The sequence below is a fragment of the Paenibacillus sp. JNUCC-31 genome (genome assembly GCF_014844075.1).
In the GTDB taxonomy this organism is placed as follows: Bacteria; Bacillota; Bacilli; order Paenibacillales; family Paenibacillaceae; genus Paenibacillus.
This window is the reverse complement of record NZ_CP062165.1, coordinates 6386232-6412498: the sequence shown is the minus strand read 5'-3', so window position 1 is coordinate 6412498 and position 26267 is coordinate 6386232. Positions and strand designations below refer to the sequence as shown.

Below are 26267 nucleotides of genomic sequence, written 5' to 3'. Positions count from 1 at the left end.
CGGTCCCGTCCAAAACCTTTATAAACCCTTCCCTTCCGAATTATACCCCAAACATCCCCTGTCTGCTTAACTATCGTGGTTATGACAAAAAGCGGTGAGAATACAGAAGCTTCTCTGTGTCTCACCGCATCGCCTTTACTTGCTAATGAAATCAGCATTACATCGTTAATTAGATACCTGTCCATACATCCTTCGCGTAACGACCATCCTGCTGCAAACGTTCCAGCCATTCTTCGGCTTGATCCAGCGAGTTGCCACTGATGTCAGCATAAGCCTTCTTGAGTGTTGCCTCAACATCAGGTGCCATCTTGCTGCCATCGCCGCAGATATACAAATGTCCGCCCTGCTCAAGTATAGGAATCAATTGACGTGCATCATCTCTCATCAGATGTTGTACATAACACTTCACTTCCCCCTCCACACGGGAGAAGGCGGTATGAAGCTGAACAAGCCCCTCATGTTGAGCGGTTTCGAGTTCATTTTTATACAAATAATCATGTTCCGGGTTGCGACATCCAAAATACAGATGGGCTTCACCAACCTGCTGACCTTGTTGCTTCATTACCCGTCTTGCCTGCAGGAAACCACGGAATGGAGCCACGCCCGTACCTGGACCAACCATAATGATCGGAATCTCTGCTTTCTCTGGCAGTTCGAACCCGGACTCAGGTGTCCGTATGAACATGACTACCTCTTCACCCGGCTTCAGGTTTGCCAAATAGTTCGACGCTATGCCTTTATATTCTCCCTGGCCGCTCCAGGCTGGAGCACGTACCACGCTAACGGTAATACTGGCCTGCTCAGGCTGTACTCGCGGCGAACTGGAAACCGAGTAATAACGGGCTTTCAGAGACGGCAACAGCTCCAAAAACCGTTCGAATGGCAGTTCGCATGCCTCATATTTCACCAGGTAATCCAGCATCGATATGCGCTTATTACGGACTTCTTCCATGTAAACCGATTCATCAAGAAGTGCTTCAAGCTCCTTCTTATGTGGCGGGCATACGGTGTACGCCGCCAGTTCCCTCAGTTGGGCGCGAGTTGCTGCTTCCTGAAGCTCCACACTGTGACTGAGCAGATCAACCAGATTCACCGGTTGATGCAGTGGAAGATGAGCTGCGCTGCGACCGGATGCATCCAGAACCAAATGCTCCGTTCCGGTGAATCCGTATCGTTTTAATACCCGTTCCACGAGCTCAGGCGGATTTTGCGGTAAAATGCCTAAATGATCGCCTTCTCTATATGTCATGCCTTCAGGAAGTTTGATCTCCAGATGGCGTGTGCTGCGTTCGCTGCCCGCATCGTGAAGTTCCCGATTCTCAAGCACTTCAGCAACATGTGCATCATACGTATCCGCGAGCGGTGTTACCGCCAGTCCGCTGACAAACTGCACAGACAAGGAACTGCGTTCACTACCCGAACTTTCATTCAGCTTAATTCCCATGGTTCTTGCCAAATCCGGCCATAGTTGCTCAGTCCAATCGCTGACCTGTTTCTCAAAGTCTCCGCTGGCATCACTTTCTCCGATGGGCGATAACCGCTCTGCTCCTTTGGCAGACAGCTGTTCATCAATCAAACGGGGAATGCGCTGATACGTGCTGGCCCAGTTGTGATCCCCGCATCCCAGTACGGAGAAGCGTACGCCTTCGAATTCGCCTGCATCCGCATGTTCGATCCATTCCACAAAATCCTTCGCATTACTAGGCGGCTGGCCGTTGTAGGATGCACTAACGATGATGACGCCACCTTCTTTCGGCAGCTTGCCTACACGATCATCCAGGGCAGCTACCTCGCTGCGGAAGCCCTGATATCTGGCGGTATCTGCGATCTCACGCGCAATGCCTTCCGCAGTCCCGAGATTGGACCCATACAGGACAAGCATCGGGGTGTGATGAGCATTGGCTGTATCTGGCTCTTGTCTTTTAGTAACTGGAGTCGGCTCCTCCACGGCAACACCCGGAACAGCCATGACCGGCTGACCCCCGCGTGCACGAACACGGATCGTAAAGTTATCGGGTTTGAGTGTCAATGTTTCTTTCACTTTCAACTGATAGTCCGCATGATCGATGAATTCAAAATGCTTCAGGACCATGCCCAGCACAAGTGTTGCTTCCTGAAGGGCGAACTGCTGACCGATGCATGCCCGCTGGCCATTACCAAATGGTTTATAGGCATCATGCGGAACCTTGCTCGGATCTTCGAACCGTTCTGGACGGAATTCCTCCACATCTTCGCCCCAAGCTTCGCGGTCCCGATGCAGCTTGGGAATGAGCACACTGACACTGTCTCCTTTTTTCAAAGGATATTTCCCGTCCAGAACCGTGTCCTCCTTGGCATATAAGGAAAATGCCGGAGCCGTAGGCCACAATCGCAATGCTTCGTTCAGCACCATCCGCACATACTTCAGATTACGAACCTGATTGTAGGTCGGAACCGGATCTTTCAGAATCTGATCTGCTTCAGCTTGCGCCTTGGCGAGCTTGTCCGGATTTTTCATCAGATAATAGATGGCAAAGGACAACAAGCCGCTCGTCGTCTCATGTCCTGCAATCAGAAAGGTAATGATCTGATATCGAATATTCTCATCGTCCAGCGTTTCACCGGTTTCCGGGTCCTTGCCGCTGAGCATATGGGACAACAGATCATCTGCCCCTTCCTGGGGCTGTTCTTTGCGCTCCGCAATGATATGATCCACCAGGGAAAACATCGAACGGATATCTTGATCAAACTGTTTCTTTTTGGTAATCATCAACTTGTCTTGCAGACGCAAACGCTGCAACGAACTCATGGATTCGTCCAATGCACGTACCATGCTTGTTATGAAAGGATGCGGTTCTTCCCGGTAGAAGCTGTTAAACCGATAGTTGAATCCACATAATCCAATGGTATCCAATGTCAGTCGGGTCATATCATCCGGTACATTCACCGTCTCATCGGGGTTCAATCGTGACCATTTCTGTACGAGCTGCACAGCGAGATCAATCATTTTGTTGTGATATCCCTGCATTGCACGTTGGCTGAAGCTGGGAAGCAATACATTATGGGCTTTTTTCCAATTGGGTTCTTGTGTCCAGCTCGTAAACAGGCCATCTCCGGCAAAAGCACGAACCTTCTCCAGCGGTGCCCAGACACGCTTGTCAAATCGGGATTCATCAGATACCTCTGCCACCAATTTGTGGCCTGAAATATAGAGCTCACTTCGACCTGGAAGCTCCATTCGAAAAATCGGTCCGTATTCATCTGCAAGTTTAACCAGAGATTGTACGGGCTCGTCAAAATTCAACTGTGGCAAATTGCCTAAAGGACCAAACGTTTTGGGTTGGGGAACTGAAATTTGCGCCATGCTACTCACTCCTCTACCTTCATTTTCTGCACATTTTCACATTTAATCCAGATAACCAAAAATAAACAAGCTAGAACCAAGTGACCATAATAGTATATGGGTCAATTTTAAATAAAAAAAATGGGTTTCTTCGTTACCTCACTTTTACCCTAACATTTCCAGTCTTAATCTTCAACAGTCTCAAAGTCGTAGGACCATCGGGAAGCCATTGTTTTTGCACGGGAAAATGGCCCCCTCTTGGTCCAGTGATATCGAGTTTTTTTAGAACTTAACGAACAATTGCATTCTCGAAATAAAACGTTAAATCCAGGACCTCTTCAGCAAATCCTGAATCGCAGACTCCATCTCTAACGGTGCAACTGTAGTCTCATAGCGGCCAACCACTTCCCCGGTTCGATCCATCAGAAATTTGGTGAAATTCCATTTGATCCCGTCTCCCCGGTATAATTCGGGATGTTTCTCCTTGACAAATTGCTCCATCCATCTGCCTTCTTCCGTTTCCATATCATAACCCTGAAATGGGGCAGCTTCGACCAGATACCGAAACAAAGGATGTGTGGATTGTCCGGTGACCTCAAGCTTTTCAAACATCGGGAAAGATATATGAAAATGATTCCTGCAATAATGAGCTATTTCTTCATTACTGCCCGGTTCCTTGTGGTTAAACTGATCACAGGGAAACGCCAATATCTCCAGCCCCTGATCACGATACTGTTCATACAGCTGCTGAAGCTCGGTGAATTGTCGAGCGTAACTGCACTTACTCGCTGTGTTCACAATAAGCAGTGCTTTCCCCTCAAACACAGATAAATCGCTCATGTGCCCATCCATATAGGGGACCTGATAAGAAAATACACTCATTCGTAACGCCTCCTCTGTTCATTTTCATCTAAAATCTCTGCTGAATGGATTATACGCCCATTTCCGCGATAGGTTAAATATATAATAAATATAATTTTTATAGGAAACGCCTATATACCGTCCATATCGTACACAGATCATACAGACTGAAACGTACACAAAGAAAACTGCCCTCAGCAGACAGAGGCTGCTTCCCGGGCAGTTCGTATGAGCGACATTATTGTACATTTTTGAGAAATCAGTCATCCCATAATAAGGCCGTATACAATGCCCGGCCCATGTACCCCAATGGTCAAATCATTTTCAATATCAGAAGAACGACTGGGACCTGAAATAAAATGAATGCCTGCCGGGAGATTTTCTCTTCCCGCTTCGTCGAATCGGTTCAGCGTTTCGCCAAGTCTGGTGTAGAGCCTATTCATCGGAATAATAATAATCAGTACGGTGGGCAATAGACTGACTGAGCGTCCCTTCTCCGGTGATGACAGTACCGTAACGGAACCCGTATATGCTGTAGCATAGTCCGCCATGACCACCCCGATATCGGCCTCAGCTGCCCGGGCCTTCCAGTTCTCCTCCGCTTGGCTGTTCCAAACAGAAATCTGCACATCGGGGAGTTTCTCTTCCAATCCAAGATCCGTCAGTGCCTGTTCATTCTGGCGTATAATGTATTTCGCGCTTAATTCGTGAGATTTAGTTGCGATAAAGTCGGAAGCTTCATTAATGTCACGCACCCGGGCAATGTGAGCACCTACACTCACAAAATTATCGGTGAATGCCTGTATTCGCTTATCGATGTCCCACTCCAGCTCATTCCAGAACGCGGGTGCACCCCGAAAAGATTGGGTGGGAGCATGGCGTTGGCGTGGCCTTCTCAACTTGGAGGCGATGTCATTCATAAAGTGTTCCTGTTTCGCACGAGACTTCTTCTCCAGTTGCTCCAGCCATTCCTGATGTTCAGTGTTCATGTTGGCCGCCCCCCTCGCGTTCACGAAGAATCTGTTCCATTCGGTTCCGAATGGAAGAGTCCATCTCTGTCTGACCCTGATTCAGCTCCTCATCCAGCTTGTTCCATTGCTGCCGGAAGGAACGCTTCGCGAGGCTTGGTGCAACCCGATAACTGTTCCAGCCCTTGAGAGGCCCAAGTTTCAGTGAAATTCCGTTATTGCGTACAACGGCTTTCTGACCGATCTGTCCGAGTCGAATAGCTGTACCGAACCGTTTGGAATTGGATACAACCGCCGCAAAACCTTTCATACCTGCGCTTTCAAGCTTGTTTCCATAGCCCTTTTCTACCTTGCGTCTACGCAAATATACGAGCATATCATGCAGCGGGATTTTGACCGGACAGGCTTCATAACAGGCTCCGCACAGGCTCGAAGCACCCGCGATATCATTCCATTCCTCGATATTTCCATTTAAGGCAGGCGTGAGCACCGCTCCTATAGGTCCGCTGTAAGTTCCACCGTAAGCATGCCCGCCAATATGTCGGTACACTGGACAAGCATTCAGACAGGCTCCGCAGCGAATACAGTTCAGCAACTCCTGAAATTCAGGGTCCCCCAATTGAAGCGAACGCCCATTGTCCACAATAATAATATGCATTTCTTCCGGTCCGTCACCGTCCTCTGATCGACGAGGACCGGTTATGCCTGACATATACATCGTCAATTTCTGACCTGTCGCAGATCGTGGCAGCAGGGTTGCCATTACTTCCAGATCAGCCCAAGACGGAATGATACGCTCCATGCCCATTAAGGTAATCTGCGTCTTTGGCACGGTCGACACCATCCGGGCATTGCCTTCATTTTCAAACAGGACCATGGAACCTGTCTCCGCAATTGCAAAATTGCAGCCCGTCATGCCGATATCTGCTTCGAGAAACTTCTCGCGAAGTTTTTTGCGTACAAATCCGGCAAGTACAGTGGTGTCCGGTTCCAGAATTTCGCCCGCTTCCTTCGATAACAGCTCCGCGATCTGATAACGGTTCTTATGAATGGCCGGAATGACGATATGAGACGGGGCTTCACCTGCCAGCTGGATAATATATTCACCCAGATCGGTCTCAATCGCTTCAATGCCTGCGGACTCCAACACATGGTTGAGGTGCACTTCCTCGGACACCATTGATTTCGATTTCACCACGGTTGAAGCCTGTTTGTGAGCCGCAATATCCAATGCAATCGCCGCTGCCTCCACCGAAGTATCGGCAAAATGAATATGCACACCGTTCGCGCGTGCATTGTTGACGAATTCATTCAAATAATAATCCAGATGGGCAATCGTATGCAGACGAATCTGACGTCCACGCTCCCGCCATTCTTCCCAGTTGCCATGTTCCTCTGATGCGGATTTTTTGCCATTACGCAGTCGTTCTGTCGTAAACTTGACCGCTTTGCGCAGAAAATCATCATTTAACGCAAGTTCTGCACGTTTCTTCACGGTAACATCCATTACACCCGGCTGACTCATCCGGTTTGCACCCCCTCATACAGCAGTTCCGCCAAATGCATCACACGCACCGGTTCATTCCGATAACGGAGATTGCCCGCAATATTCATCAGACAGGCCATATCCAATCCTACCAATACTTCGGCCTCCGTCTCTTTAATGTGATCCACCTTCTCCGTGACCATGGCACCGGATATATCCGGCATTTTGATGGCAAATGTCCCCCCGAACCCGCAGCAATCCTCTCCAAAAGGAAGCGGGACGAACTCCAAGCCCTTCACAGCGGACAGTAAGGCCATCGGCTCATCCTTCACGCCTAACAAACGGCTTCCGTGACAGGAGGGGTGATAGGTAACCTTATGTGGAAAATGCGCACCCAAATCCGTGATCCCAAGCACCTGAACGAGAAACTGGGTGAATTCATAGGCTTTCGCCTCCAGACGTTTGGCCTTCTCCAGCCATAGGGGTTCATCGGCAAACAGCTCGGGATAATGATGAATCATATACGTACAGGAGCCCGAAGGACAGACGACAAAATCACTGTCATCAAAGGCCTCCAAAATCGTTTTGGCGGCTACTCGTGTCTCATCCCAATACCCGCTATTGTAGGAAGGCTGTCCGCAGCAGGTCTGCACGGACGGGAAATCCAGCCGCACACCATGAGCGGCGAGCAATCTGACCATCGCCTCCCCCACACGGGGATAGATGGCATCGCTGAGGCAGGTAATGAACAAGGAGACTTTCATGATTCCACGCTCCCATAACTGATGAATTGTTGTTATAACACATATAAGCATCGAATACCCTATTGGTCTTAAACGGTCGTGATCTCGATATCATAGCCGTTTAAACGGTCCATTAATTCGCCTTCCAGCGGCTGATCCGTGATCACCGCATGAACGGCATTCAGCCCGGTTACGCGGGCAAATGCACGAACACCGAATTTGCTGGCATCTGCAAGCAAAATGACCTGGTCGGATATGCCGACCATTTTCTGCTTCAATCTGGCCTGAAGCTCATTGGATTCACTGATTCCACCGCCCTCCAGATGCACACCTTTACACGAGAGAAACAACTTATCAACATGGTACGTTTCCAGCGAACGTTCAGCGAGCGGTCCAACAAAAGATAACGAGCGAGGGGCCAGTTGGCCCCCGGTCGAGATGACTTCGATTTTCTCCCTACTGCTCAGTTCGGTAGCTACCTGTATGGAATTGGTCAATACCGTCAAAGGCATATCCGGCATATTTGCTGCCATATAACCTGCTGTTGTGCTGGCATCCAGCAGAATTCGATCCCCCGGGCAGATCATCGAAAGGGCTGATTGAGCAATCCTTTTCTTTTCCTCCGCATGGGTTGTCTCCCTCACGCGGTACGGGATCTCTGGCTGCTCTTCCTTCACGCTGACCGCTCCACCATGAGAACGACGAAGTCGCCCTGCTTGCTCCAGCCGGTCCAGATCACGTCGAATGGTCTCTTCTGTTACTCGGCAGAGCTCACTAAGTTCGGATACCCGCATACTGCCCTTCATATTAACCATCTCTACAATCCGGTCATAGCGTTCTGCTGCCAGCATGTTACACCTCATTTCTGGCTTGTGATGTTGAGGAAACAGTCAACCTTAGAAATCTGCCGTAAGCCTCTTCCCAGACGGGTCTGTCTTTTGGCTCATAATCAGTAACCGGGAAGGAATCGCGGATGACCTTGCGAGCTTCCCATATATCCTTAAAATCCCCGCTTGTCATCCATTGTACAGCCATGTTCCCGATCGCACTGCCTTCTGCCGGTCCAGCCCATACCGGTTTGCCAATGGAATTGGCCGTCCACTGACATAACAAACGATTTTGGATGCCTCCCCCGACCATGTGCAATCCATTGAAAGACTGTCTGGACAGCTGTTCCGTCCACTCCAGTACTCTTCGATACTTCAGAGCAAGACTTTCCAGAATGGATCGGGCAATGGCTCCCTGATCCTTCGGCTCAGCCTGCCCGGTATCACGGCAATACTGACGTATGCGGGCGGTCATATCACCTGCCGGCATAAACAGCTCATCATCCGGATCAAACAAACTCGCAAACGCAGGTGCAAGTTCAGCCTTGCCCAATAATTCCGCGTAGCTGATCCCCTGCCCCTTCCGTTCCCATTCACGCATGCTTTCCTGCAAAATCCACAGACCCATGATGTTCTTGAGCAGCCGGAACGTACCGCCTGCCCCGCCCTCATTCGTAAAGTTCAGAGCCAGACTCTCGGAACTGATGGCAGGATGATCCATCTCCGTGCCCATCAGTGACCAGGTTCCACAGCTCAGATAAGCGAATGAACGCTCTGTTGCCGGAACAGCGACGACCGCTGAACCTGTGTCATGCTCTGCAACCGCGATAACCGGGATGGAAGACAGACCGGCTTCCCTGCATATGCTGCTCCGTAGCTGTCCCACACGTGTACCTGGCATAACCGCTTCGCCAAACAGATTCTCCGAAATGCCGATATGTGCGAGCAGTTCACCGTCCCAATGACCAGTTGAGGGATTATACAGCTGTGTTGTAGTTGCATTGGTAAACTCATTCACCGCTTCACCTGTGAGAAAGTAACGAAGCAGATCCGGAATCATTAGAAAACGCTCTGCTTCGTTAAGCAAGGGCGAAGCGCTTCGCTTAAGCGTTGCCAACTGGTACAAGGTGTTAAAGCTAAGAAATTGAATACCCGTGCGTTCGAAAATCCGCTGCGAAGTTAATTCCTTGCGGACCTGATCCATCATGCCGTTAAACTGCACATCACGATAATGGTACGGATTGCCCAGCAGTTCGCCATTACTCCCCAATAGTCCAAAATCAACCCCCCAGGAATCAATCCCCAAACTTTCAGGTAGTTCTCCTTTTTGTTTAACCAGGTTCAGCCCTTCCAGCAATTCATGATGCAGCCGCAAAATATCCCAATGCATTCGATCTCCGACTTTTACCGGTTCATTCTTGAACCGATGGATCTCCATCGCTTCCATTCCCCGATCGTTCAGATGACCCAGCAGCGCTCTCCCGCTGCCAGCCCCCAGATCATACGCCAGCACACTCACTTCTTTTCACCAGCCTCTCATCTCATACCTTTAGTTTGTTCTCGAACATTTCTTCATTTCATCTTACGGTAGTCTGTGATTTATTCTTTATTTTGTTGTTTGTTTATTTTTGTTTTATACTGTTTTACTTTATTTTACGAGTATATCACCATTGTAAGCGTTTGAATACCCTGTGATTTCTTAATTTTGCCTAGAGCAAAAACGACTCTCTCCACTTGGGAGGAGCCGCCATTCCGTTATTTTACGTATAGAAACTGTTATTGCTCGCACCAGACTGGGGTTGCACATCTCTTTCAAAATGCTTAAACCTTGTCCCCTGATACGTTAACATGCCTCGGTCATTTTCCACGAGCATACCGTAGTCATTTCCGCCTACGTTCAGTTCTACCCGTTCTCCGTTGTCGAGCTCAAATGTGATGTAATAGGATGTCGATGCACTGCTGTCCCCTGAGCCCCCGCTCACTCTCGTTCGCTTTGCCACAATCGTCGAATGCAAGGTCAGCAGCGCTGCTGCATTGTTTGATGACCATGTGCGTACCCCTGAAATAATGGCATACACAATAACACCTGCAATAATGAGAAAAATACCGCCAATAAAAATCGAACCAAACGCACTCATTGCACCAAACTCATTGAATCCGGAAAAAAAACCACCCTGACTGCCCTCGAATCCCGGCACATCATTCATGTCGTCAAAAATACCGAATCCGTCCATGCTTAACCAGCCCAGCGATGAAGATATGCTCAATGACGTCATTCATCATCGTTCCCTTCTCCCTGCAAATTAAGATGCACCGCCCCCTGTCAAGGAGACGGTGCACGCAGACAACCAACAAGCCTTGTCCCTATACTATATGAACCTGATTACGAATACAGACGTTCAAGTTCATCAACCAGACTGCCAACATAGGCGACAGCAGCACGAATCGGCTCAGGTCCGGACATGTCCACACCCGCAAGCTTCATCAGTTCCTGCGGCGTGAGGCTCCCGCCTGATTTGAGTGCTTCAAGCCAGCGATCCACTGCAGGCTGCCCTTCTTTCCGAATCAGCTGTGCGGCCGCGGTAGATGCCGTCAAACCTGCTGCATAGGTGTAGGGGTACAGTCCCATATAATAATGAGGCTGTCTCATCCAGGTCAGTTTTGCACCTTCGTCGACGACCAGATCAGGACCCCAGAACTCGGAGAGAATATCTCCCTTAAGCAGACTCAACGTCTTTGCCGTAATAGGTTCATCCTTGGTTGCGAGTGCATATACCCGCCGCTGCAGCTCACCTTCAAGCAGATGTGTAACAAAGTTGTGGTAATACGTATTCAGCAATTGCAAAATGACCCAACGACGCATTCTCGGATTGTCCGAACGCTTCAACAAATGATCTGCCAGCAGCATTTCATTCATCGTTGAAGGGGCCTCTATGAAATAAAGGGACGGACGAGTATTCGTAAGCCGTTGGTACTTTCCAGCAAGCATGAAATGCCCGGCATGCCCTACTTCATGAGCAAGCGTGAATGCTCCTCGCATATTGTTCGCCCACGAGATTAAGATATAGGAATGAGATCCGTATATGGACGAACAAAAAGCTCCTGTCGATTTTCCCGCATTATCAGCGTAATCTACCCATCGCTCACTAAATGCACGTTCCACTATTTCACCATATTCCGGTCCCAGCACGGCAAGGGCTTCCTGAATAAGCGTACAGGCTTCCTCATATGTAATAGCAGGACTGAATTCCGGGTCCAGTGGGGCTTTCAGATCACAGAACATCAGCTTATCCAGACCCAACTCACGTTTCTTGAGCGCTGCCAGTCTGCGCATGTGGGGTGCAAGTTCCTGCTGGATGATATCCAGTACATTGTTGTACATCTCTTTGCTTACTTGCTGCGGGCTGAGCAGCATGTCCGTAACATCATCATATCCACGCAGTCTGGACAGAACGACCTGTTTCTTCACTTCAGTTGCGTAACCTTCAGCAAAGGTATTTTTGTAATCATTCAATTTGGAGCTGAAGGCGGCATAAGCAGAGCGGCGCAGCTTCGTATCCGATGACATTTCATAATTATTTTCATAGAATGACCAGGACAGCGGTCGATTGTTGTCATCGCCATCGAGTGCATCGTCAAATGTCATGTCTGCCAGTTTACCCCGCAGATAGATGCGATAGGGAGAATCCAGGACTTCTCCAAGGGAGGCGAGTACTTTCTCCGTCTCGGGCGAAAGGCGATGCGCCTTCTCCTGAATCAAACGTTCCAGACTGCGGGCGTAGGGCTGCAACCCCGGAAGCTCTTCCATATAACGCTCAACCGTTCCATCCGGAAGATCAACGATCTCTGAATTGACAAAAGACAAGGACGACGACAGATTCGATAGAATGTCTCCCGCCTTGGCTGAATTCTCGATATTCACAGGGTTGGTACTGTCCTCCGACTGTTTAAGCCGGGCATACGAAGCTGTTTTGCCAATCCGTTCCTGAAGTGCTTCACGGGCATCCAGACAAGCCAGCAATTGCTCGGCGCTTTCGCCCAGAAGTCCTTTGAACGTTTCGATATGGGCAGCTGCCTCAGGCAGTGATCTGAGTTCCTGCTCCCACTCTGCATCCGTTCCAAACAAATCTCGCAGATCCCAAGTGGTTTCCTGGCTTACTTCATCGCGTGTACGTATTTTTTCCATCTTTCATGTCATCCTCCTTACATTTCCAATATCTCTCATCGTAGCATATTCGAAGCTTTTATACCTTACATCTTCTAAAATGAGCCTTTTGGTTCAAGGGATTATAGATTGAACTAAACAATATTCACACTTACCACTCCGATGACAGAACAACCTTCCGATCGCTGTTATCCCCAGATTTTTTGATTCAATTCTACAAAGGTGAAAATCTGGTGATAAAGGCGAACGCTCTGCTTCTTCAGGTTCTTTCTGTCCTCTACGTTCTCGTGTGAACGTTAGTTCAATCCAAGTAAACGGGGGAAATCTAGGGATAAATGCGAGGCGCATGCTTCTGATGTAGCTTCTTTCAGAAAGCTTCTAGATCTACTTCTTCAAGCTAATTCTGCCCGCTCCGTTTGGAGTAAACTGTTGATCCACTGACCAAAAATTAAAAATATAAAAAAACGCCGGGTGATGGAAATATCCATTTACCCGGCGGTTCGTTTTAACTTAAATTTATTCTGATTTCCAAATCACATTTTCACCATAGTTTTTACCCCAGTTATACATCGCATGCAGCACGGGCATCAGGCTCTGGCCGTGATCCGTCAACGTATATTCTACACGAGGAGGTACTTCTGCATACACCTTGCGCTCAATGAGCTTGTCTTCCTCCAGCTCGCGTAACTGGTTGGTCAGCATCTTTTGGGTAATATGAGGAATTAGCCGTTTCAGCTCACTGAAACGTTTGGTGCCTTCCAGACCCAAATGCCATAAAATAATCAGTTTCCATTTGCCGCCAATCACAGCAAGGGTCAATTCTTTCTCACAGTTGATCTCTTTCAAATTAATCCGTTCCTTGACTTCCACCGCCATGACTCCGAGCCTCCTTTTCTTCCAATCAATCTTATATCGCTAAAATGCAATACGCATATCACAAGAACACTCCGCAGCAGGAGAACTTGCCGCTCCCTTGTATCATATAACGGGTTCATTGGTTCGATACAGCTTGTATTCATTCTACTACAGCACGACCCTGATGTTAAGCAAACCCCGAATAAGACTACAGGGGCAACGATAGCAGAAAAGACCGGAACTCCCACTTGTTTAAGGGAATTCCGGTCTTCCATCTATTCTAATACATGAAGTCTATGACATATGGACTATTCCAGATTGGCATGACGCCCAAACATGTCTGTTCCAGTCATACTCTTCATTTCCATCATAGTGAGCACCAGTGCGTCCATGCTCAGCAGTAGCCCCTGTTCAAACAGAGAGCCCATCGGCTGAATGGTGACTGCCGCTCCGGCGTTCGCTGTATCCTCTTTGGCGGAGGCCTGAAGACGAACCACGGTATCTGACAGCTGTCCAATGGTGGACTCTGGTTTAATTGTGATCAGACCCACAGGAGCACCTGCTTTACTGGCCTTCTGGGCCATCGCCGCCAGACTGCCTGTCTCTCCTGAGCCTGAGCATAACAAAAGGAAGTCTTTCGGAGAGATCCCTGGCGTAACGGTCTCCCCGACTACATAAACCCGAAGACCCATCTGCATCAATCTCATGGCAAAAGCCTTTCCCATCAGACCTGATCGGCCTGCGCCTGCCACAAAAACCTGTTCGGCAGCCAGAATATGTTCCGCCATGGTCTGCATCTCCGTGTCGTCGATCTGGCTCAGCGTACGTTCCAGCTCCTGCAAGATGTCAGCTGCATATTGTCGGCTGCTCATGCAGTTACCCTTGTTGAACCAAACGTTGCATCTCAGCTGCAACTTTAGCTTTATCTGCTTGTCCAGTGATACCGCCACCCACAATGACCAGATCCGGTTTTGCTTTGATCACTTCAGGCAATGTTTCTAGTTTAATTCCACCAGCAACAGCAGTCTTCGCATTTTTTACCGCACGTTTGATCGTTTGCAGATCTTCGAACGGGCTTTGTCCAACTGCTTGCAGATCATAACCAGTGTGTACACAGATGTAATCTACGCCAAGGGCATCCACTTCACGTGCACGTGTTTCGATATCAGACACGTTGATCATATCAACCAGCACGAGTTTATTTTGTTTTTTCGCTTCTTCAACAGCGCCTTTGATCGTCATGTCGTTGCTTACACCAAGGACCGTTACCAAGTCCGCGCCAGCTTCAGCCGCTTTCATGATTTCGTAGCCACCCGCGTCCATGATTTTCAGATCGGCGAGTACTTGCAAGTTAGGAAAGGCTTCTTTCATCGCCTTAACCGCATGCAACCCTTCATTAATAACGATTGGCGTGCCAATCTCAACGATATCGATATATGGTTCAACTTCTTTAACAAGTGCTATACCTTCAGGGATGTTGACCAAGTCCAATGCCAATTGCAATTTCACGATTCATTTCTCCTTTGTTGTTCGAATATGAGTATGTCCTGTAAAGGATGGTTAAAATATTTAGCCTGCACCGTTCAGCCTGCTTAGATGCATGCAATGTTTGTCATGGCTGCTCATTCATTGTAGATCCTGACTATCCATTCTGGAAGTACGCACTTTGAAGTCAGGTAGTTACCTGCACGATACTATTGTGTAAAACATACTGTTATCCGAAGTTAAACAGAACAAATAGATTACGGTATGGTTTCACAAGCTAAGCTACATATGTAATCATTCGCGATTTCCTAAGCTTGCCTTAACCAAAAAAGACCCTGCCACAAGATACAAGGCAGGGTCTTTTCCACGTTTCAAGTCAGCAAGATCATCCCATATTGATCCTGAAATCAATTTGAGCCTCAGGCTAATTTATCACTAATTCCGGATTTACAGATAAACAGGTTTCACACATACGGGCTTCGATACACCCGTGCTATGACCTGTGTATTTCAGACGTCCGCTCTCCTGATCGACAGTAAAGGAAACGATATTGTTCGTATCACGGTTAGCTGCAATCAGCATTTTGCCATTCGGCGTCAATGCAAAGTGACGCGGGTGTTCACCCTCAGCAGATACATGCTCAACCAGTGTCAGATGTCCTGTTTCAGCGTCTACTGCAAATACCACAATGCTGTCATGCCCGCGGTTCGAACCGTATACGAAACGACCATCGTTGGATACTGCGATTTCAGCTGTTGTGTTTTCACTGCCGTCATAACCGTCAGGCAATGTAGACACGGTGGAAACCTCTGTCAACGTGCCTGCTGCTGCATCATAACGGAAAGACGTAATGGAGGAATCCACTTCGTTAATGACATAAGCGAATTGACCATTCGGATGAAATGCCAGATGACGCGGCCCTGCACCCGGATGTGTTTTGGTTTCACTGTGCAGCACGAGTTCGTTCTTGTCTGCATCAATGGAGTAGATTGCGATTTTGTCCGCACCCAGATCCTGTACCATCATGTATTTGCCATCCGGGCTGAAGAACGCGGAATGCACATGCGGCTTGTCCTGACGCTCCGGATGCGCACCTTTGCCTTCATGTTTCTTCTCGTCCAGAAGCGCTCCAACTTCACCGTTATCCGTCAAGGCTTGCAGTCCTACCAGACCACCATGGTAGCTGGACAGGATCAAGTACCGTCCGGAAGGATCACGTTGGATATGGCATGGTGGAGCCGAAATCGAGTCATGACGATTCAGCAATGACAATTTTCCTGTAGAAGGATCAATACTCAGAGCCACGGCTTCAGACATTTTATTGCCTTCGGCAGACACCGTTTCACCGATCGCATACAGTTTATTACCTTCAGCATCCACGTTGACAAACGTTGGGTTTTTTACGCCCGAGATGCCGTCAAGCTTGGAGAGGTTACCTGTATCCTCATTCAATTCATATGCGTAAATGCCCTCATTTTCCGCTTCGGCATAAGAGCCGACCAATACGAGCAAGCGTTTTGATTCACTCATTACAGTTTCCTCCTCTATGTGTATGTAATCTCGTTGCACCTCTTCTATAATAAATCTGCCATATCAAAATAGCAATCGAACGTCCCTGCCCATCCATGAAAGTAGCTGCCTCAACATATGCTCAATACGCAAGACACGACAGAATCCATTCCCGACAAAGATTAACTTCTGCTATGATAAAATAGGTTTTTCACCCAGAAAGGACTGAATTCGGTTGTTTAATTCATTTCTGCTCACGTTATATCATGTATTTCTGCCCATATCCCTTCCGGTCATTGGAGGCATTCTGCTAAAACAGTTCAAACATTGGGATACCCGGCCGCTGTCGACCTTTTCCCTTTATATTTTGAGTCCTGCGCTCATTTTTGATACGCTGCTGCACGCCGAGATTACATGGACGGACGTAACGGGCACGTTCTGGTTCTCCATCATAAATCTGATTGCCCTGTGGGCACTAGCTGAACTGCTGAGCCGAGTATTCCATCTTGGCGCAAGCGAAAAAGCGGGACTCACCCTTGTCTCCACGTTTACGAACTGCGTGAATTATGGGCTCCCGCTTGTGTTGCTTGCCTTTGGACAGCTTGGATTGGATAAGGCTTCGGTATATGTCATCGGACAGATGATTATTGTAAACACAGTAGGTATCTTTTTTGCTGCCAGATCCGAATTCACGGTCAAAAATGCGATGCTGTCCGTCTTCCGTATGCCTTCCATCTATGCTGCTGCGATAGCCATCATCCTACGTGCATCCAATCTGAACTTGCCAGTGGCACTGGATGGAGGTATCTCCATGCTCGCAGCCGGTTATTCCCCTGTCGTACTGGCCATTCTCGGTGCACAGATGTTAAGACCACGTGGTTCGGTCGAACCTTGGAAACCTAATGTCCGCCGAGCATTCTGGACTGGACTTGTAGTACGGCTTGCCGCAGCACCAGTACTTTCGTATCTGATCCTAACCGCACTTCAGATAGAAGGAACGTTATTCAGTGTGCTGCTGATCTTGGCGTCCATGCCAACCGCAGTGAACGCAGTCATTTTGGCCGAGCAATTCAATGCCTCTCCGCAGTTTGTTTCCCGCTGTATTCTATGGACAACCGCTGCCTCCATGGTCATTCTGCCAATTATGATTGTGATGTCTTCCTGATTAACACGGAAGCCGAAGTTGGAGACATCGCTGCCTGCTTGCGTTTCTCCAATCGGCGTTCAAAGCGACGGTTGAGTGCTCTGACATAGAAGAACTTGACGACAAAGTAAGAAATCACACCCAGGATGACTCCAAAGACGGACATGCCTGCCAAAATATCCAGACCACCCAGCAAAAGTTCACTTAGCGCGGACCAGTTGCCACGAAACAGCTCCATAAAGGCACTCTCATGAACAAGCCCCTGCCCCATGCTGTGCGCCGGCAATATCCAGGAACCAATTTGCTTGGCAAGCGGCATCAATATGATGGGCAGGAATGTGAGCTTGCCGACCACGTTGCCCACAATGGCTGCTGGCAGTGAACCACCCGACAAACGTACAATCGGATAGAACACAAGATAAACGAGTGATGCTGTCGATATGACGATCAGTTCCAGGCCAAATCCCAAAGCAAATCCGGTAGACACTTTATGTGCTCCGCCGGGAGCACGTAATAATTTAAGAAAATTAAGCTTCAAGGCACGTGTTAAACGCGCAAATCGTGAGTTTTTGCTTTTCTGTAGGTTCATCCCGAACTTCCCCTTATCTTACACAAATGACGGCTCGAGCCGCCTATTTTTCAGTATATCACACCGCGTTAACGCCTGCTTTTATAATCACAGGCCGTGTCTTGATGGCGACGTTACCAGCCACAGCTCTGGAGATCATGCAGGACTCTTCTGCTTTATATGCCAGTCGCTCCGCTTTCGTCAAATCTGCCTCAGATACATCTGCTTTGAGCACAATGCGGGGTCTGTGTACGATCTGCTCATACGTAAATACATTATTGGTGACATCAACCGTCGCTTCGGACTCCAGTGTCAGCTCATCCGGTGTAATATCCGATCGCTCCAGCATTGCTGCCAGTGTAATCAAATAACAGGTGGAAGCTGCGCCTAGCAGCATCTCATCGGGATTGGTTCCGGTACCCGGACCACCCATCTCCTGTGGAATCGAAATGACCGTTTTTAACCCGCCTGCATCAATATGCCCTTCACTGTTACGTCCACCATTCCAAACAGCTTTCAGGTGAAAAGGATGTTTCATTGTATTCATTCCTTTCTAGTTAGACCCGGACACATGCAATGGAGTGTTCATTCAGTGCGCTAACCTGCTCTTCATCTAAGCCCAGATCAGTTATTACTTTGGCCACACTGCTGAGTTCCGCCACTCTTGTAAAAGCCTGTACGCCAAACTTGCTCGAATCCGCCAGCAAAATAAATTCATCGGCTATGCTGATCATCTTCTGCTTCACCAGTGCCTGCAATTCATTCGACTCGCTGATACCCTTGGTCAGATGTACACCTTTGCAGGATAAGAAAACTTTATCCACATGATAAGCATCAAGTGAACGTTCAGCAAGCGGCCCTACAAACGACAAGGACTTCGAAGCAAGCTGCCCGCCTGTGGCGATCACACGGATCTGTTCCTTGTTGCTCAGCTCCGCCGCGACTTTTATGGAGTTGGTTAACACGGTGAGTGGTATGTTTGGCAGTCCTGAAGCCATGTACCATGCCGTTGTACTGGCATCCAACGCAATCCGGTCCCCAGGCTCTACCATTTTCACCGCCTCGTCCGCAATTCTTCGTTTCTCTTCTGCATGAGTTACAGCCCGCTCCGGATAAGGGATTTCCGACTGCCCCTCTTCTTTATATTTTACGCTGACAGCCCCGCCATGGGAACGTCTGAGCCTTCCCGCCTGCTCCAACTTGTCCAGATCACGACGGATCGTCTCTTCCGTCACGCCGCAGCGTTCACTAAGCTCGGTTACGCGCATGCTTCCCTGCGCATCCACCCATTCCACTATTTTCTCATAACGTTCAGCCACGAGCATCTTCATTCACTCCAAACCGTTGATTATCCAAGATGAATCCTGTTCATCTCATCATACCACAGCGCCCCCGGAAGTAGAATTTCATCAAGGTGCAGTGAGTGCAAAAAAGAGGGGCTTGCTTTAAGCGCAAGCTCCCTCCATTTCCTATGAGATCATGTCTTATTTATCGTCAGCCATAGGGAACCAGCCCGGTGTGTGTATAATGGCATTCCACAATCCGTCAGGGATCACCAGACGCTCCTGATCCGCTTTGGTCAGAATGGTCTCGATATCTTCTTCACGTCCACTTTCGATTTTCTCGACCCAATCCGGCTCGATAATCAGCTCACGGCCAATCGCCAGCAAGGGCACGCCGCTCTCAAGCGCTTCGGCTGCCTCATCTGCTGTATGAATGGAACCTACACCAATGACAGGCAATTTGCCACCAACACGATCAAGGATAAATTCAATTCTGGAACGCGTGTCTGCTTCACCTCGTCTTGGCTTGGACCAGAACTCGTTGACGGATACATGCAGGTAATCCAAATTTTTATCTTTCAGTGCATCGACCAGTGCATATGTCTCTTCCATGGTCAATCCCGGTGTTTCCGGCTCTTCCGGTGAGAAACGGTATCCCACAATAAACGGCAGTTTTGTATGTTCTGCTACCACTTTCTGTACTTCATCCACAACTGCCAGCGGGAATGTCAGGCGCTTCTCAATGCTTCCACCCCAGCGATCTTCACGTCGGTTGGAATGCGGAGAGAAGAACTGCTGGATCAGATAACCGTTCGCACCATGAATCTCAACACCATCGAATCCGGCTTCAATGGCACGACGAGTTGCTTCCCCAAAGTCGTTGATGATGGATGTAATTTCGTCATCAGACAACTCTCTTGGTACAGGAGATCCCGGACGCTCACTGGCAATAGCGCTTGGAGCAGCGACTTCCCCCGCTGGTACCGCTTGTTCTGGCGTGAGACGACCTGCATGGAAAATTTGCAGGACGGCTTTCGAGCCCTGCTGTTTAATCGTATCGGCCAAACGTTTAAGACCGGGAATAAAGCTGTCGTCATAACTGCCGAACTGAGCCGGAAAACCAATCCCGTTCGGAGTGACATGAGTTACAGCCGTAACAGACATACCAGCTCCGCCGGTACGTCGTGCATAATAGGCAAGTTCCGCGTCGGATACAGTGCCATCCGGATTCGAGGACATATGAGTCATGGGAGCGAGCACGATCCGGTTTTTCAACGTAATGCCATTTGGCAGTGAAACGTGTTCAAACATCTTGTTAAACTTTGGATTCATTCGTGGTTCCCTCCTGATTAAACATCTCTTTTAATAGATATATGAATATGTGCGTCCACTTACTGTAATGATTATAGTTACGTTTCACTCACATTGCAACTTTTCATTAGACTTTTTTTCCAGCTCAACCCAAAAAGACGGAGTGTACTGTACGCTCCGCCTCATCAGACTGCTTGCTCAGCTTAGAAACTGCGCACGTATGCCAGCTTCTGATCCATCTCTTCTACACATTCATAACAGTCATGCTCATCATTCGCTACCATCGGAGTAACCGGATACAGATTCATTTCTGTGCTGTTGTACGATTTCAAAAGTGGAAGCAACTGAGTCACCCGGGTGTTGGCCGGATCAAGCCAGGTATTGATCTCTTCTTCGGACAGAATTGCCGGCATTTTGCTGCCAAACTCCCGTGTAACCATATTCGCCCCCGCCATCAGCATCGTGCAGGTACGCAGCGGCTGTTTGCGCGTATCTTTCCATACCTCGTATAAGCCCGCAATGCCAAACAATCCGCGATCCGGCATAACCACACGTACCGCATAGCTTTTCTTGCCTTCCTGACGCCAGTAATACAAACCATTGCATGGGATAACACAACGCTTCGTCTCTACCAGCTTGTAGTAGGCTGGATTCTCATGCACCGTCATGAGATTGGCGTTGACAGCATCACGTCCCCAGAACGGAATGAATCCCCACCGGAATTCGTCCAATATCCGCTCTCCGTCCTGATGCAAAATAATCGGTGTGTGCTGGGTAGGGCTGATATTATAACGGTTTTTGTAATAATACATGACTCGTTCAATCTTGAAATGATCCCTGACCTCATCCAAATCGGCTGCCAATGAAAAACGGTTGCACATGTTCAGGCACTTCCTTTCCCTGCGTGGATTTGAATGTATTGTTTGTTATTGCAGGGAAATTATGCATACACCAATGGACAGCAATCGACTTTTTCAGACGGAAATAAGGTCTAATCCAGCAAAGTCCTTTGTTTTTAACACGAAAACAAAGACTTAAGACTCATTTCAATCGCTCTATTCCTTGTTACTATAATAGAGAAAAAATACATTTATTGGAGGTTTTAAGTATGAAAAGGAAGTTCCTCATGAGCATCATGTTGTTTTCGGCCATCGCGATGTTCGGCAGTACCATCTATGCGGCAACTTTTCTAACCTACGGCTACTCAAGTTCCACCATCCCGATTCGTACATACAACTATGCCTCCGCATGGCAAACCCCCATGGATGCCTCTCTCAGCAATTGGAACAACGCCGGCGCCAAAGTAAAGTTTACCAAAACAAGCAATTCCCCCAACACCATTACTGCCGGAAACTTCAATAACACGGCATATGGTGTCAACTACGCCTCGGTGTCTGGCAGTCAGGTCGTAAGCTTCCGCATTGAATTGAATGCAACCACCATTACGGCTGATGCAACCAACTTATCCAACTTTATTCAAAGTGTATTCGTTCATGAGCTCGGACACTCCATTTGGCTCGGGGACAACCCATCCACCACCAGCCCTTCCATCATGCTCTACTCCCGTAACCGGAACACCATGACAAAGCCTCAAACCTTCGATATCAACAACGTCAGATCCAAGTACTAACCGCTATTCTCAAACCCCTAAATCCAAGGAGGATTCCTGTCCATGAAAAAAATTCGAGTATTGACGATGCTGGCCTCTTCCATTTTCATTTTGTCGGCTCTAGGCTGCTCCTCAGCTACCACAAAGACAGCTGCCACCAAAGATGCACCCATTACGATGATTGCTTCTGAGGACTTCCCAAGTTACTCAAGCATCGGCGACCTCTCCGAGAGAGCAAACACCATCGTTAGAGGCAGTGTCATTCAAACACGAGTGGAAGCATTGAATGACATGGTACAAGCCCCTGCAGTAAATGAAAGCGCTATGGATGAGCAAAGTAACCCGGGCGGTGAAGAACTTGTTCCTTTTGATAAAATCTATACGATTTATACCATAAAGGTTGCTGAAACTTTCAAAGGAACTCATGCTGCCGGGGACACCATTGAAGTGAAACAGCTTGGCGGACAACTGGGCAATACCGAGATTATTAACGATGACAATATCCAATTCATTCCTACCAAAGATTATGTACTCTTCCTGGAAACGTATGAAGACACCCCGGCGAGCCTGCTGAATTCCGTGCAAAGCTTGTATGTGATCAAACCCGCAGCCAAATCCACTCAACCAGGGGAGCAGCAAGCAAAGCCCGAAGTGATTATAAGCGCGAATCCCGAGAATGATCTCACCTTAAGCATCGACGAGTTGCAAGAAATCCAGAGCGAAGAGCAGAACAAATAACCTCGTTGGACAAACTCTGGTTCCTCCCCTCTACTGTTCAGTCATATAGCAAAAACGTGCCGCTCCGTAGAAACTGGGCAGCACGTTTTTTTGATTATTGATGGCAGACTATGCCTGTTTGGTACGTGAAAACTTATTCATAGATATATTTGGTTCTTTACTTATGTCCCTCTTACTCCTCCGCTTCCCGGACTGTACAATAATCTGAATTGTTGAGGGGTCATTCCGATATACGTCCGAAACATGCGAATAAAATAACTGCTGTGCGTAAATCCGCACTGAGAAGCAATTTGTTTCACGGACAGTTCCGAGTCTGCGAGCATTCTCTTGGCAACCAGAATGCGGCAATCCAGCAAATACCTGCCGGGCGGAACGCCCATGATGCTCTTGAACATGCGATTAAAATAATACACGCTGTATCCCGCGGTTTCTGCCATTTCGGCAAGACTTAGCGGCTGTGTGCATTGACGACGAATATAATCGGCCGTTGAGCGGATTGTATCCTGATGGCTCAATAATGACGTACCTTCGATGGACTCCGAATTCCGCGCTAGTTCAGCTAGCAGCTCATACAGCACAGCCGACAATTTGGGTTCAAGCACACTCTCATAACCTGCACCGAGCTGGCATAATTGTTCATGCAAATCCTCGAAACGGTCCTCTCCAGAGAATGAAAAGAGCCAAACTTTATCCGGATTCCGCAATCGCAGCAGCCGTTCCAGATCATGTGCTTGCAGATGAATCCACCTGATATCCCAAGGATCGGATGGGTTGGCATGATACTGCTGTGCCTGTCCCGGTGCATATAGAAAACCTTGTCCAGCCGTTAATCGGACGTTCCCCTGATCAGTTCTGACTTTGCCCTGTCCGCTGAAAACCAGATGCAGATTGTACTCCCGTATGCCGTGTGGACGATGTTCCCCATGCTCTGGATCGATATATCTTCCATAAGCCACCGGATAACATGCATACCCTGCATGTCCGGGTTCCGGCATAAACCAATGTGTTCGCATATGTTTCACCCTCTCCATATAGCAAGATCATGATACCTTATCGCAACATGTTATTATATTCCCTTGTCATTATCCATTATAAAATGAAACAGACTCTAAGTTGTTTCACAAGATGATAATGCCAAATCAATTAACCGCAGGATTGACATTGCATGAAAATTCTTATTTTTCAGACCAGAGGAGAGCAGCCTATATGAACCAAAACCAACCTATACAAATGGGCGTTGATTATTATCCAGAACATTGGGACCCTGATCTGTGGGAACAGGATGCCCGTCTAATGGCTGATAGTGGAGTACGAATTGTACGTGTGGGTGAATTTGCCTGGAGCCGCATGGAGCCTGCCGATGGACAATTCGATTGGACATGGCTTGATCAATCACTGGATACCCTTCATCATAATGGGCTTCAGGTAGTAATCGGTACACCAACAATGACACCGCCACGTTGGCTCACTGAAAAATGTCCTGATATTCTGCCGGTGCTGCCAAGTGGACAGCTGTACCATGGAGGAGTCCGCGGCCACCGCTGTTATAACAGTCCGAACATGAGAACGTACAGTGCACGAATTGTACAGAAGCTCACCGAGCGATATGCAGGACATCCGGCCGTCATTGGCTGGCAGACCGATAATGAATTCAGTTTCACGGATTGTCAGTGTACTGCTTGTTCAGAGGCTTTTCGCGAGTGGGTTCGTGCCCGGTACAATACACTAGGGCAGCTCAACCAGGCTTGGGGTACTGTTGTCTGGAGTGGAGAATACAGCGATTGGGAACAGGTGGAGCCACCATATGGCGGCTCTCCGTTTCAGAATCCTTCTTTTCTGCTGGACTACTCCCGTTTTCAGTCGGATTCCATTGTGGCTTTTCAAAGCATCCAAATCGAGATCATTCGGCATAACTGTCCCGATCATTTTGTCACTCATAATTTTCACAGCTATCCGCAAAAAGCAGATCAATATAAAATCGGTCAGGATCTGGATTTCGCTTCCTTTGACTACTATCCGAACCCTTCACCGAACAAAACGGACACCGCACCTTACAGTGGCGCTTTGTCGTTAGATCTGACACGAGGCATCAAACGCCGCAATTTCTGGATCATGGAGCAGCTTAGCGGACCTCCGGGATGCTGGTTTCCGATGTGGCGTACACCCCAGCCCGGCTTCCTGCGTGCTTACTCCTGGCAGACCATTGCTCGCGGAGCGGATGCGGTCGTACATTTCCGCTGGCGCAGCGCCACGATAGGAGCAGAACAGTTCTGGCATGGCCTGATTGATCACAGCAATGTTCCAGGGCGACGGTTCAAGGAGTTTCAACAACTATGTACCGAAGTGAACCGTCTCGGTGAACGCCTGCAGGGCTCCACGTTGCAGAACGAAGTCGCCATCCTGCATTCGCATGATCAATTAAATGCCCTTCGGATTCAGCCGCAGGCCGAAGGGCTGGAGTACTACGAAAATATAAAAGTATGGCATCGTGCCCTGACCAAACTCGGCCTCGGTACAGATGTCATACACACTACGAATACGCTGGATGGCTACAAAATCATCATTGCACCACACCTGTATTTGCTGGACGAGAACACAGCAGAACGTTTGCAAGCTTTTGCAGCGGATGGCGGTATATTGATCCTGACGCATCGCTCGGGTGTCAAAAACAATAACAATGTCTGTGTCATGGCTCCGCTTCCAGGTTTGTTATCTGCTTGTTCTGGCGTGCGCGTGACCGAATATGACCCTGTCGGTAGTGACCGAATTCAAATTCGGGATGAACAAGGCAACATGTATGCTGCTACACAATGGGCTGATGTATTGGAACTGGACACGGCACAGCCAATCGCAGTTTATGCAGATCAATTTTATGCCGAAAGTGCGGCTGTCACCCAAAACAACTGGGGTAAAGGTGCAGTCTATTATGTGGCGACCCAGCCGGATGAAGCTTATTTGAGCCAGTTATTGCGAAACATCGCTGAACATTGTGGCCTGTCCGGAATTCAATCCCTGCCAGACGGTGTCCAAGTTACAACCCGCTCAGGGCCGAATGGTACATTTCGTTTTATCCTGAATTTAAGTCCTGAACCCGTCTCCATTCCGTTACATTCCTCATACAAGAGTGCACTGGACGGAAATAATAAAAGCACTCATTTGGAACTTGGCCCATATGAAATCGAGATCTTGGAGATTCAATAAGCAGCAACTATGCAGCTTATCACAAAATGAAAATATGAAAAGGCCCGGGGATGCACAAGTGCACTCGGGCCTTTAACAATGGGCAGAAGCAGCGGTTGGACTTATCTTTGAAGTCCGCTTTTGTTTCCGCACTCACAAAATAAAAAATCGTTGAAATCCCCCAGAGGAAGATCTCAACGATTATGCTGTTTA

The 26267-nt window shown here is 48.4% G+C and carries 23 protein-coding genes; 4 read left to right on the top strand and 19 right to left on the bottom strand.

What is annotated here, in order from left to right; all coding sequences use genetic code 11:
• Nucleotides 1–169: 169 nt before the first annotated feature.
• The 13 genes from JNUCC31_RS28380 to JNUCC31_RS28320 all read right to left on the bottom strand — a co-directional run bounded on the left by JNUCC31_RS28380 (nt 170) and on the right by JNUCC31_RS28320 (nt 16242).
• On the bottom strand, nt 170–3343 hold the full coding sequence (locus tag JNUCC31_RS28380) for a bifunctional cytochrome P450/NADPH--P450 reductase (RefSeq protein ID WP_192266678.1): 3174 nt from the start codon (nt 3341–3343) through the stop codon (nt 170–172).
• A 300-nt stretch (nt 3344–3643) separates the two neighbouring features.
• A complete protein-coding gene (locus JNUCC31_RS28375; protein ID WP_192266677.1) occupies nt 3644–4204 on the bottom strand; it encodes a glutathione peroxidase in 561 nt (186 codons plus the stop codon).
• A gap of 242 nt (nt 4205–4446) precedes the next feature.
• Nucleotides 4447–5172, bottom strand: coding sequence for a LutC/YkgG family protein (locus JNUCC31_RS28370; protein WP_192266676.1), 726 nt, complete (start codon nt 5170–5172; stop codon nt 4447–4449).
• Nucleotides 5162–6676 (bottom strand): LutB/LldF family L-lactate oxidation iron-sulfur protein, encoded by a 1515-nt coding sequence (locus tag JNUCC31_RS28365; protein ID WP_192266675.1) that lies wholly within the window; start codon nt 6674–6676, stop codon nt 5162–5164. Before JNUCC31_RS28365 ends, JNUCC31_RS28370 begins: the two co-directional genes overlap by 11 nt.
• The gene (locus JNUCC31_RS28360; protein ID WP_192266674.1) at nt 6673–7401 is read right to left on the bottom strand and encodes a (Fe-S)-binding protein; all 729 of its coding nucleotides are present in this window, start codon (nt 7399–7401) and stop codon (nt 6673–6675) included. The genes JNUCC31_RS28365 and JNUCC31_RS28360 overlap by 4 nt, the downstream gene beginning before the upstream one ends.
• Before the next feature lie 68 nt (nt 7402–7469).
• Nucleotides 7470–8231 (bottom strand): DeoR/GlpR family DNA-binding transcription regulator, encoded by a 762-nt coding sequence (locus tag JNUCC31_RS28355; protein ID WP_192266673.1) that lies wholly within the window; start codon nt 8229–8231, stop codon nt 7470–7472.
• Nucleotide 8232: 1 nt separating this feature from the next.
• Nucleotides 8233–9726, bottom strand: coding sequence for a rhamnulokinase (locus JNUCC31_RS28350; protein ID WP_192266672.1), 1494 nt, complete (start codon nt 9724–9726; stop codon nt 8233–8235).
• Nucleotides 9727–9967: 241 nt separating this feature from the next.
• A complete protein-coding gene (locus JNUCC31_RS28345) occupies nt 9968–10483 on the bottom strand; it encodes a DUF2500 domain-containing protein (protein WP_228469285.1) in 516 nt (171 codons plus the stop codon).
• A gap of 107 nt (nt 10484–10590) precedes the next feature.
• On the bottom strand, nt 10591–12393 hold the full coding sequence (gene pepF / locus JNUCC31_RS28340) for an oligoendopeptidase F (protein WP_192266671.1): 1803 nt from the start codon (nt 12391–12393) through the stop codon (nt 10591–10593).
• A gap of 495 nt (nt 12394–12888) precedes the next feature.
• A complete protein-coding gene (locus tag JNUCC31_RS28335; protein ID WP_192266670.1) occupies nt 12889–13248 on the bottom strand; it encodes a winged helix-turn-helix transcriptional regulator in 360 nt (119 codons plus the stop codon).
• A gap of 287 nt (nt 13249–13535) precedes the next feature.
• A complete protein-coding gene (hxlB, locus tag JNUCC31_RS28330) occupies nt 13536–14099 on the bottom strand; it encodes a 6-phospho-3-hexuloisomerase (protein ID WP_192266669.1) in 564 nt (187 codons plus the stop codon).
• Nucleotides 14100–14103: 4 nt separating this feature from the next.
• A complete protein-coding gene (gene hxlA / locus JNUCC31_RS28325; protein ID WP_192266668.1) occupies nt 14104–14736 on the bottom strand; it encodes a 3-hexulose-6-phosphate synthase in 633 nt (210 codons plus the stop codon).
• Between the two features lie 423 nt (nt 14737–15159).
• Nucleotides 15160–16242, bottom strand: a complete 1083-nt coding sequence (locus JNUCC31_RS28320; RefSeq protein ID WP_192266667.1) for a lactonase family protein — start codon at nt 16240–16242, stop codon at nt 15160–15162.
• A gap of 214 nt (nt 16243–16456) precedes the next feature.
• Between JNUCC31_RS28320 and JNUCC31_RS28315 the strand changes: the two genes are divergently transcribed.
• The gene (locus tag JNUCC31_RS28315) at nt 16457–17386 is read left to right on the top strand and encodes an AEC family transporter (RefSeq protein ID WP_192266666.1); all 930 of its coding nucleotides are present in this window, start codon (nt 16457–16459) and stop codon (nt 17384–17386) included.
• Here the strand turns inward: JNUCC31_RS28315 and JNUCC31_RS28310 are convergent.
• The 5 genes from JNUCC31_RS28310 to JNUCC31_RS28290 form a co-directional block, all read right to left on the bottom strand.
• Nucleotides 17364–17954 carry a DUF2062 domain-containing protein gene (locus JNUCC31_RS28310; protein ID WP_076289671.1) on the bottom strand — a complete coding sequence of 197 codons (591 nt, stop codon included), beginning with the start codon at nt 17952–17954 and terminating at the stop codon, nt 17364–17366. The genes JNUCC31_RS28315 and JNUCC31_RS28310 overlap by 23 nt on opposite strands.
• A 58-nt stretch (nt 17955–18012) precedes the next feature.
• Nucleotides 18013–18471, bottom strand: a complete 459-nt coding sequence (locus JNUCC31_RS28305; RefSeq protein WP_192266665.1) for an OsmC family protein — start codon at nt 18469–18471, stop codon at nt 18013–18015.
• Nucleotides 18472–18490: 19 nt separating this feature from the next.
• On the bottom strand, nt 18491–19258 hold the full coding sequence (locus tag JNUCC31_RS28300) for a DeoR/GlpR family DNA-binding transcription regulator (protein WP_192266664.1): 768 nt from the start codon (nt 19256–19258) through the stop codon (nt 18491–18493).
• Between the two features lie 159 nt (nt 19259–19417).
• Complete coding sequence (locus JNUCC31_RS28295) at nt 19418–20548, bottom strand: NADH-dependent flavin oxidoreductase (protein WP_192266663.1); 1131 nt, start codon at nt 20546–20548, stop codon at nt 19418–19420.
• Nucleotides 20549–20730: 182 nt separating this feature from the next.
• Nucleotides 20731–21408 carry an SOS response-associated peptidase gene (locus JNUCC31_RS28290; RefSeq protein ID WP_192266662.1) on the bottom strand — a complete coding sequence of 226 codons (678 nt, stop codon included), beginning with the start codon at nt 21406–21408 and terminating at the stop codon, nt 20731–20733.
• 227 nt (nt 21409–21635) lie between these two features.
• On the opposite strand from JNUCC31_RS28290, the gene JNUCC31_RS28285 reads away from it, so the two are divergent.
• Together JNUCC31_RS28285 and JNUCC31_RS28280 are read left to right on the top strand one after the other, a co-directional pair.
• The gene (locus tag JNUCC31_RS28285) at nt 21636–22157 is read left to right on the top strand and encodes a zinc metalloprotease (protein WP_192266661.1); all 522 of its coding nucleotides are present in this window, start codon (nt 21636–21638) and stop codon (nt 22155–22157) included.
• A 42-nt stretch (nt 22158–22199) separates the two neighbouring features.
• The gene (locus JNUCC31_RS28280; protein ID WP_192266660.1) at nt 22200–22874 is read left to right on the top strand and encodes a hypothetical protein; all 675 of its coding nucleotides are present in this window, start codon (nt 22200–22202) and stop codon (nt 22872–22874) included.
• Nucleotides 22875–23035: 161 nt separating this feature from the next.
• On the opposite strand, the gene JNUCC31_RS28275 is transcribed toward JNUCC31_RS28280, so the two are convergent.
• The gene (locus tag JNUCC31_RS28275; RefSeq protein WP_192266659.1) at nt 23036–23887 is read right to left on the bottom strand and encodes a helix-turn-helix transcriptional regulator; all 852 of its coding nucleotides are present in this window, start codon (nt 23885–23887) and stop codon (nt 23036–23038) included.
• A gap of 193 nt (nt 23888–24080) precedes the next feature.
• On the opposite strand from JNUCC31_RS28275, the gene JNUCC31_RS28270 reads away from it, so the two are divergent.
• Nucleotides 24081–26075: a beta-galactosidase gene (locus JNUCC31_RS28270; protein ID WP_192266658.1), complete on the top strand. Its 1995-nt coding sequence runs from the start codon at nt 24081–24083 to the stop codon at nt 26073–26075.
• Nucleotides 26076–26267: the final 192 nt, after the last annotated feature.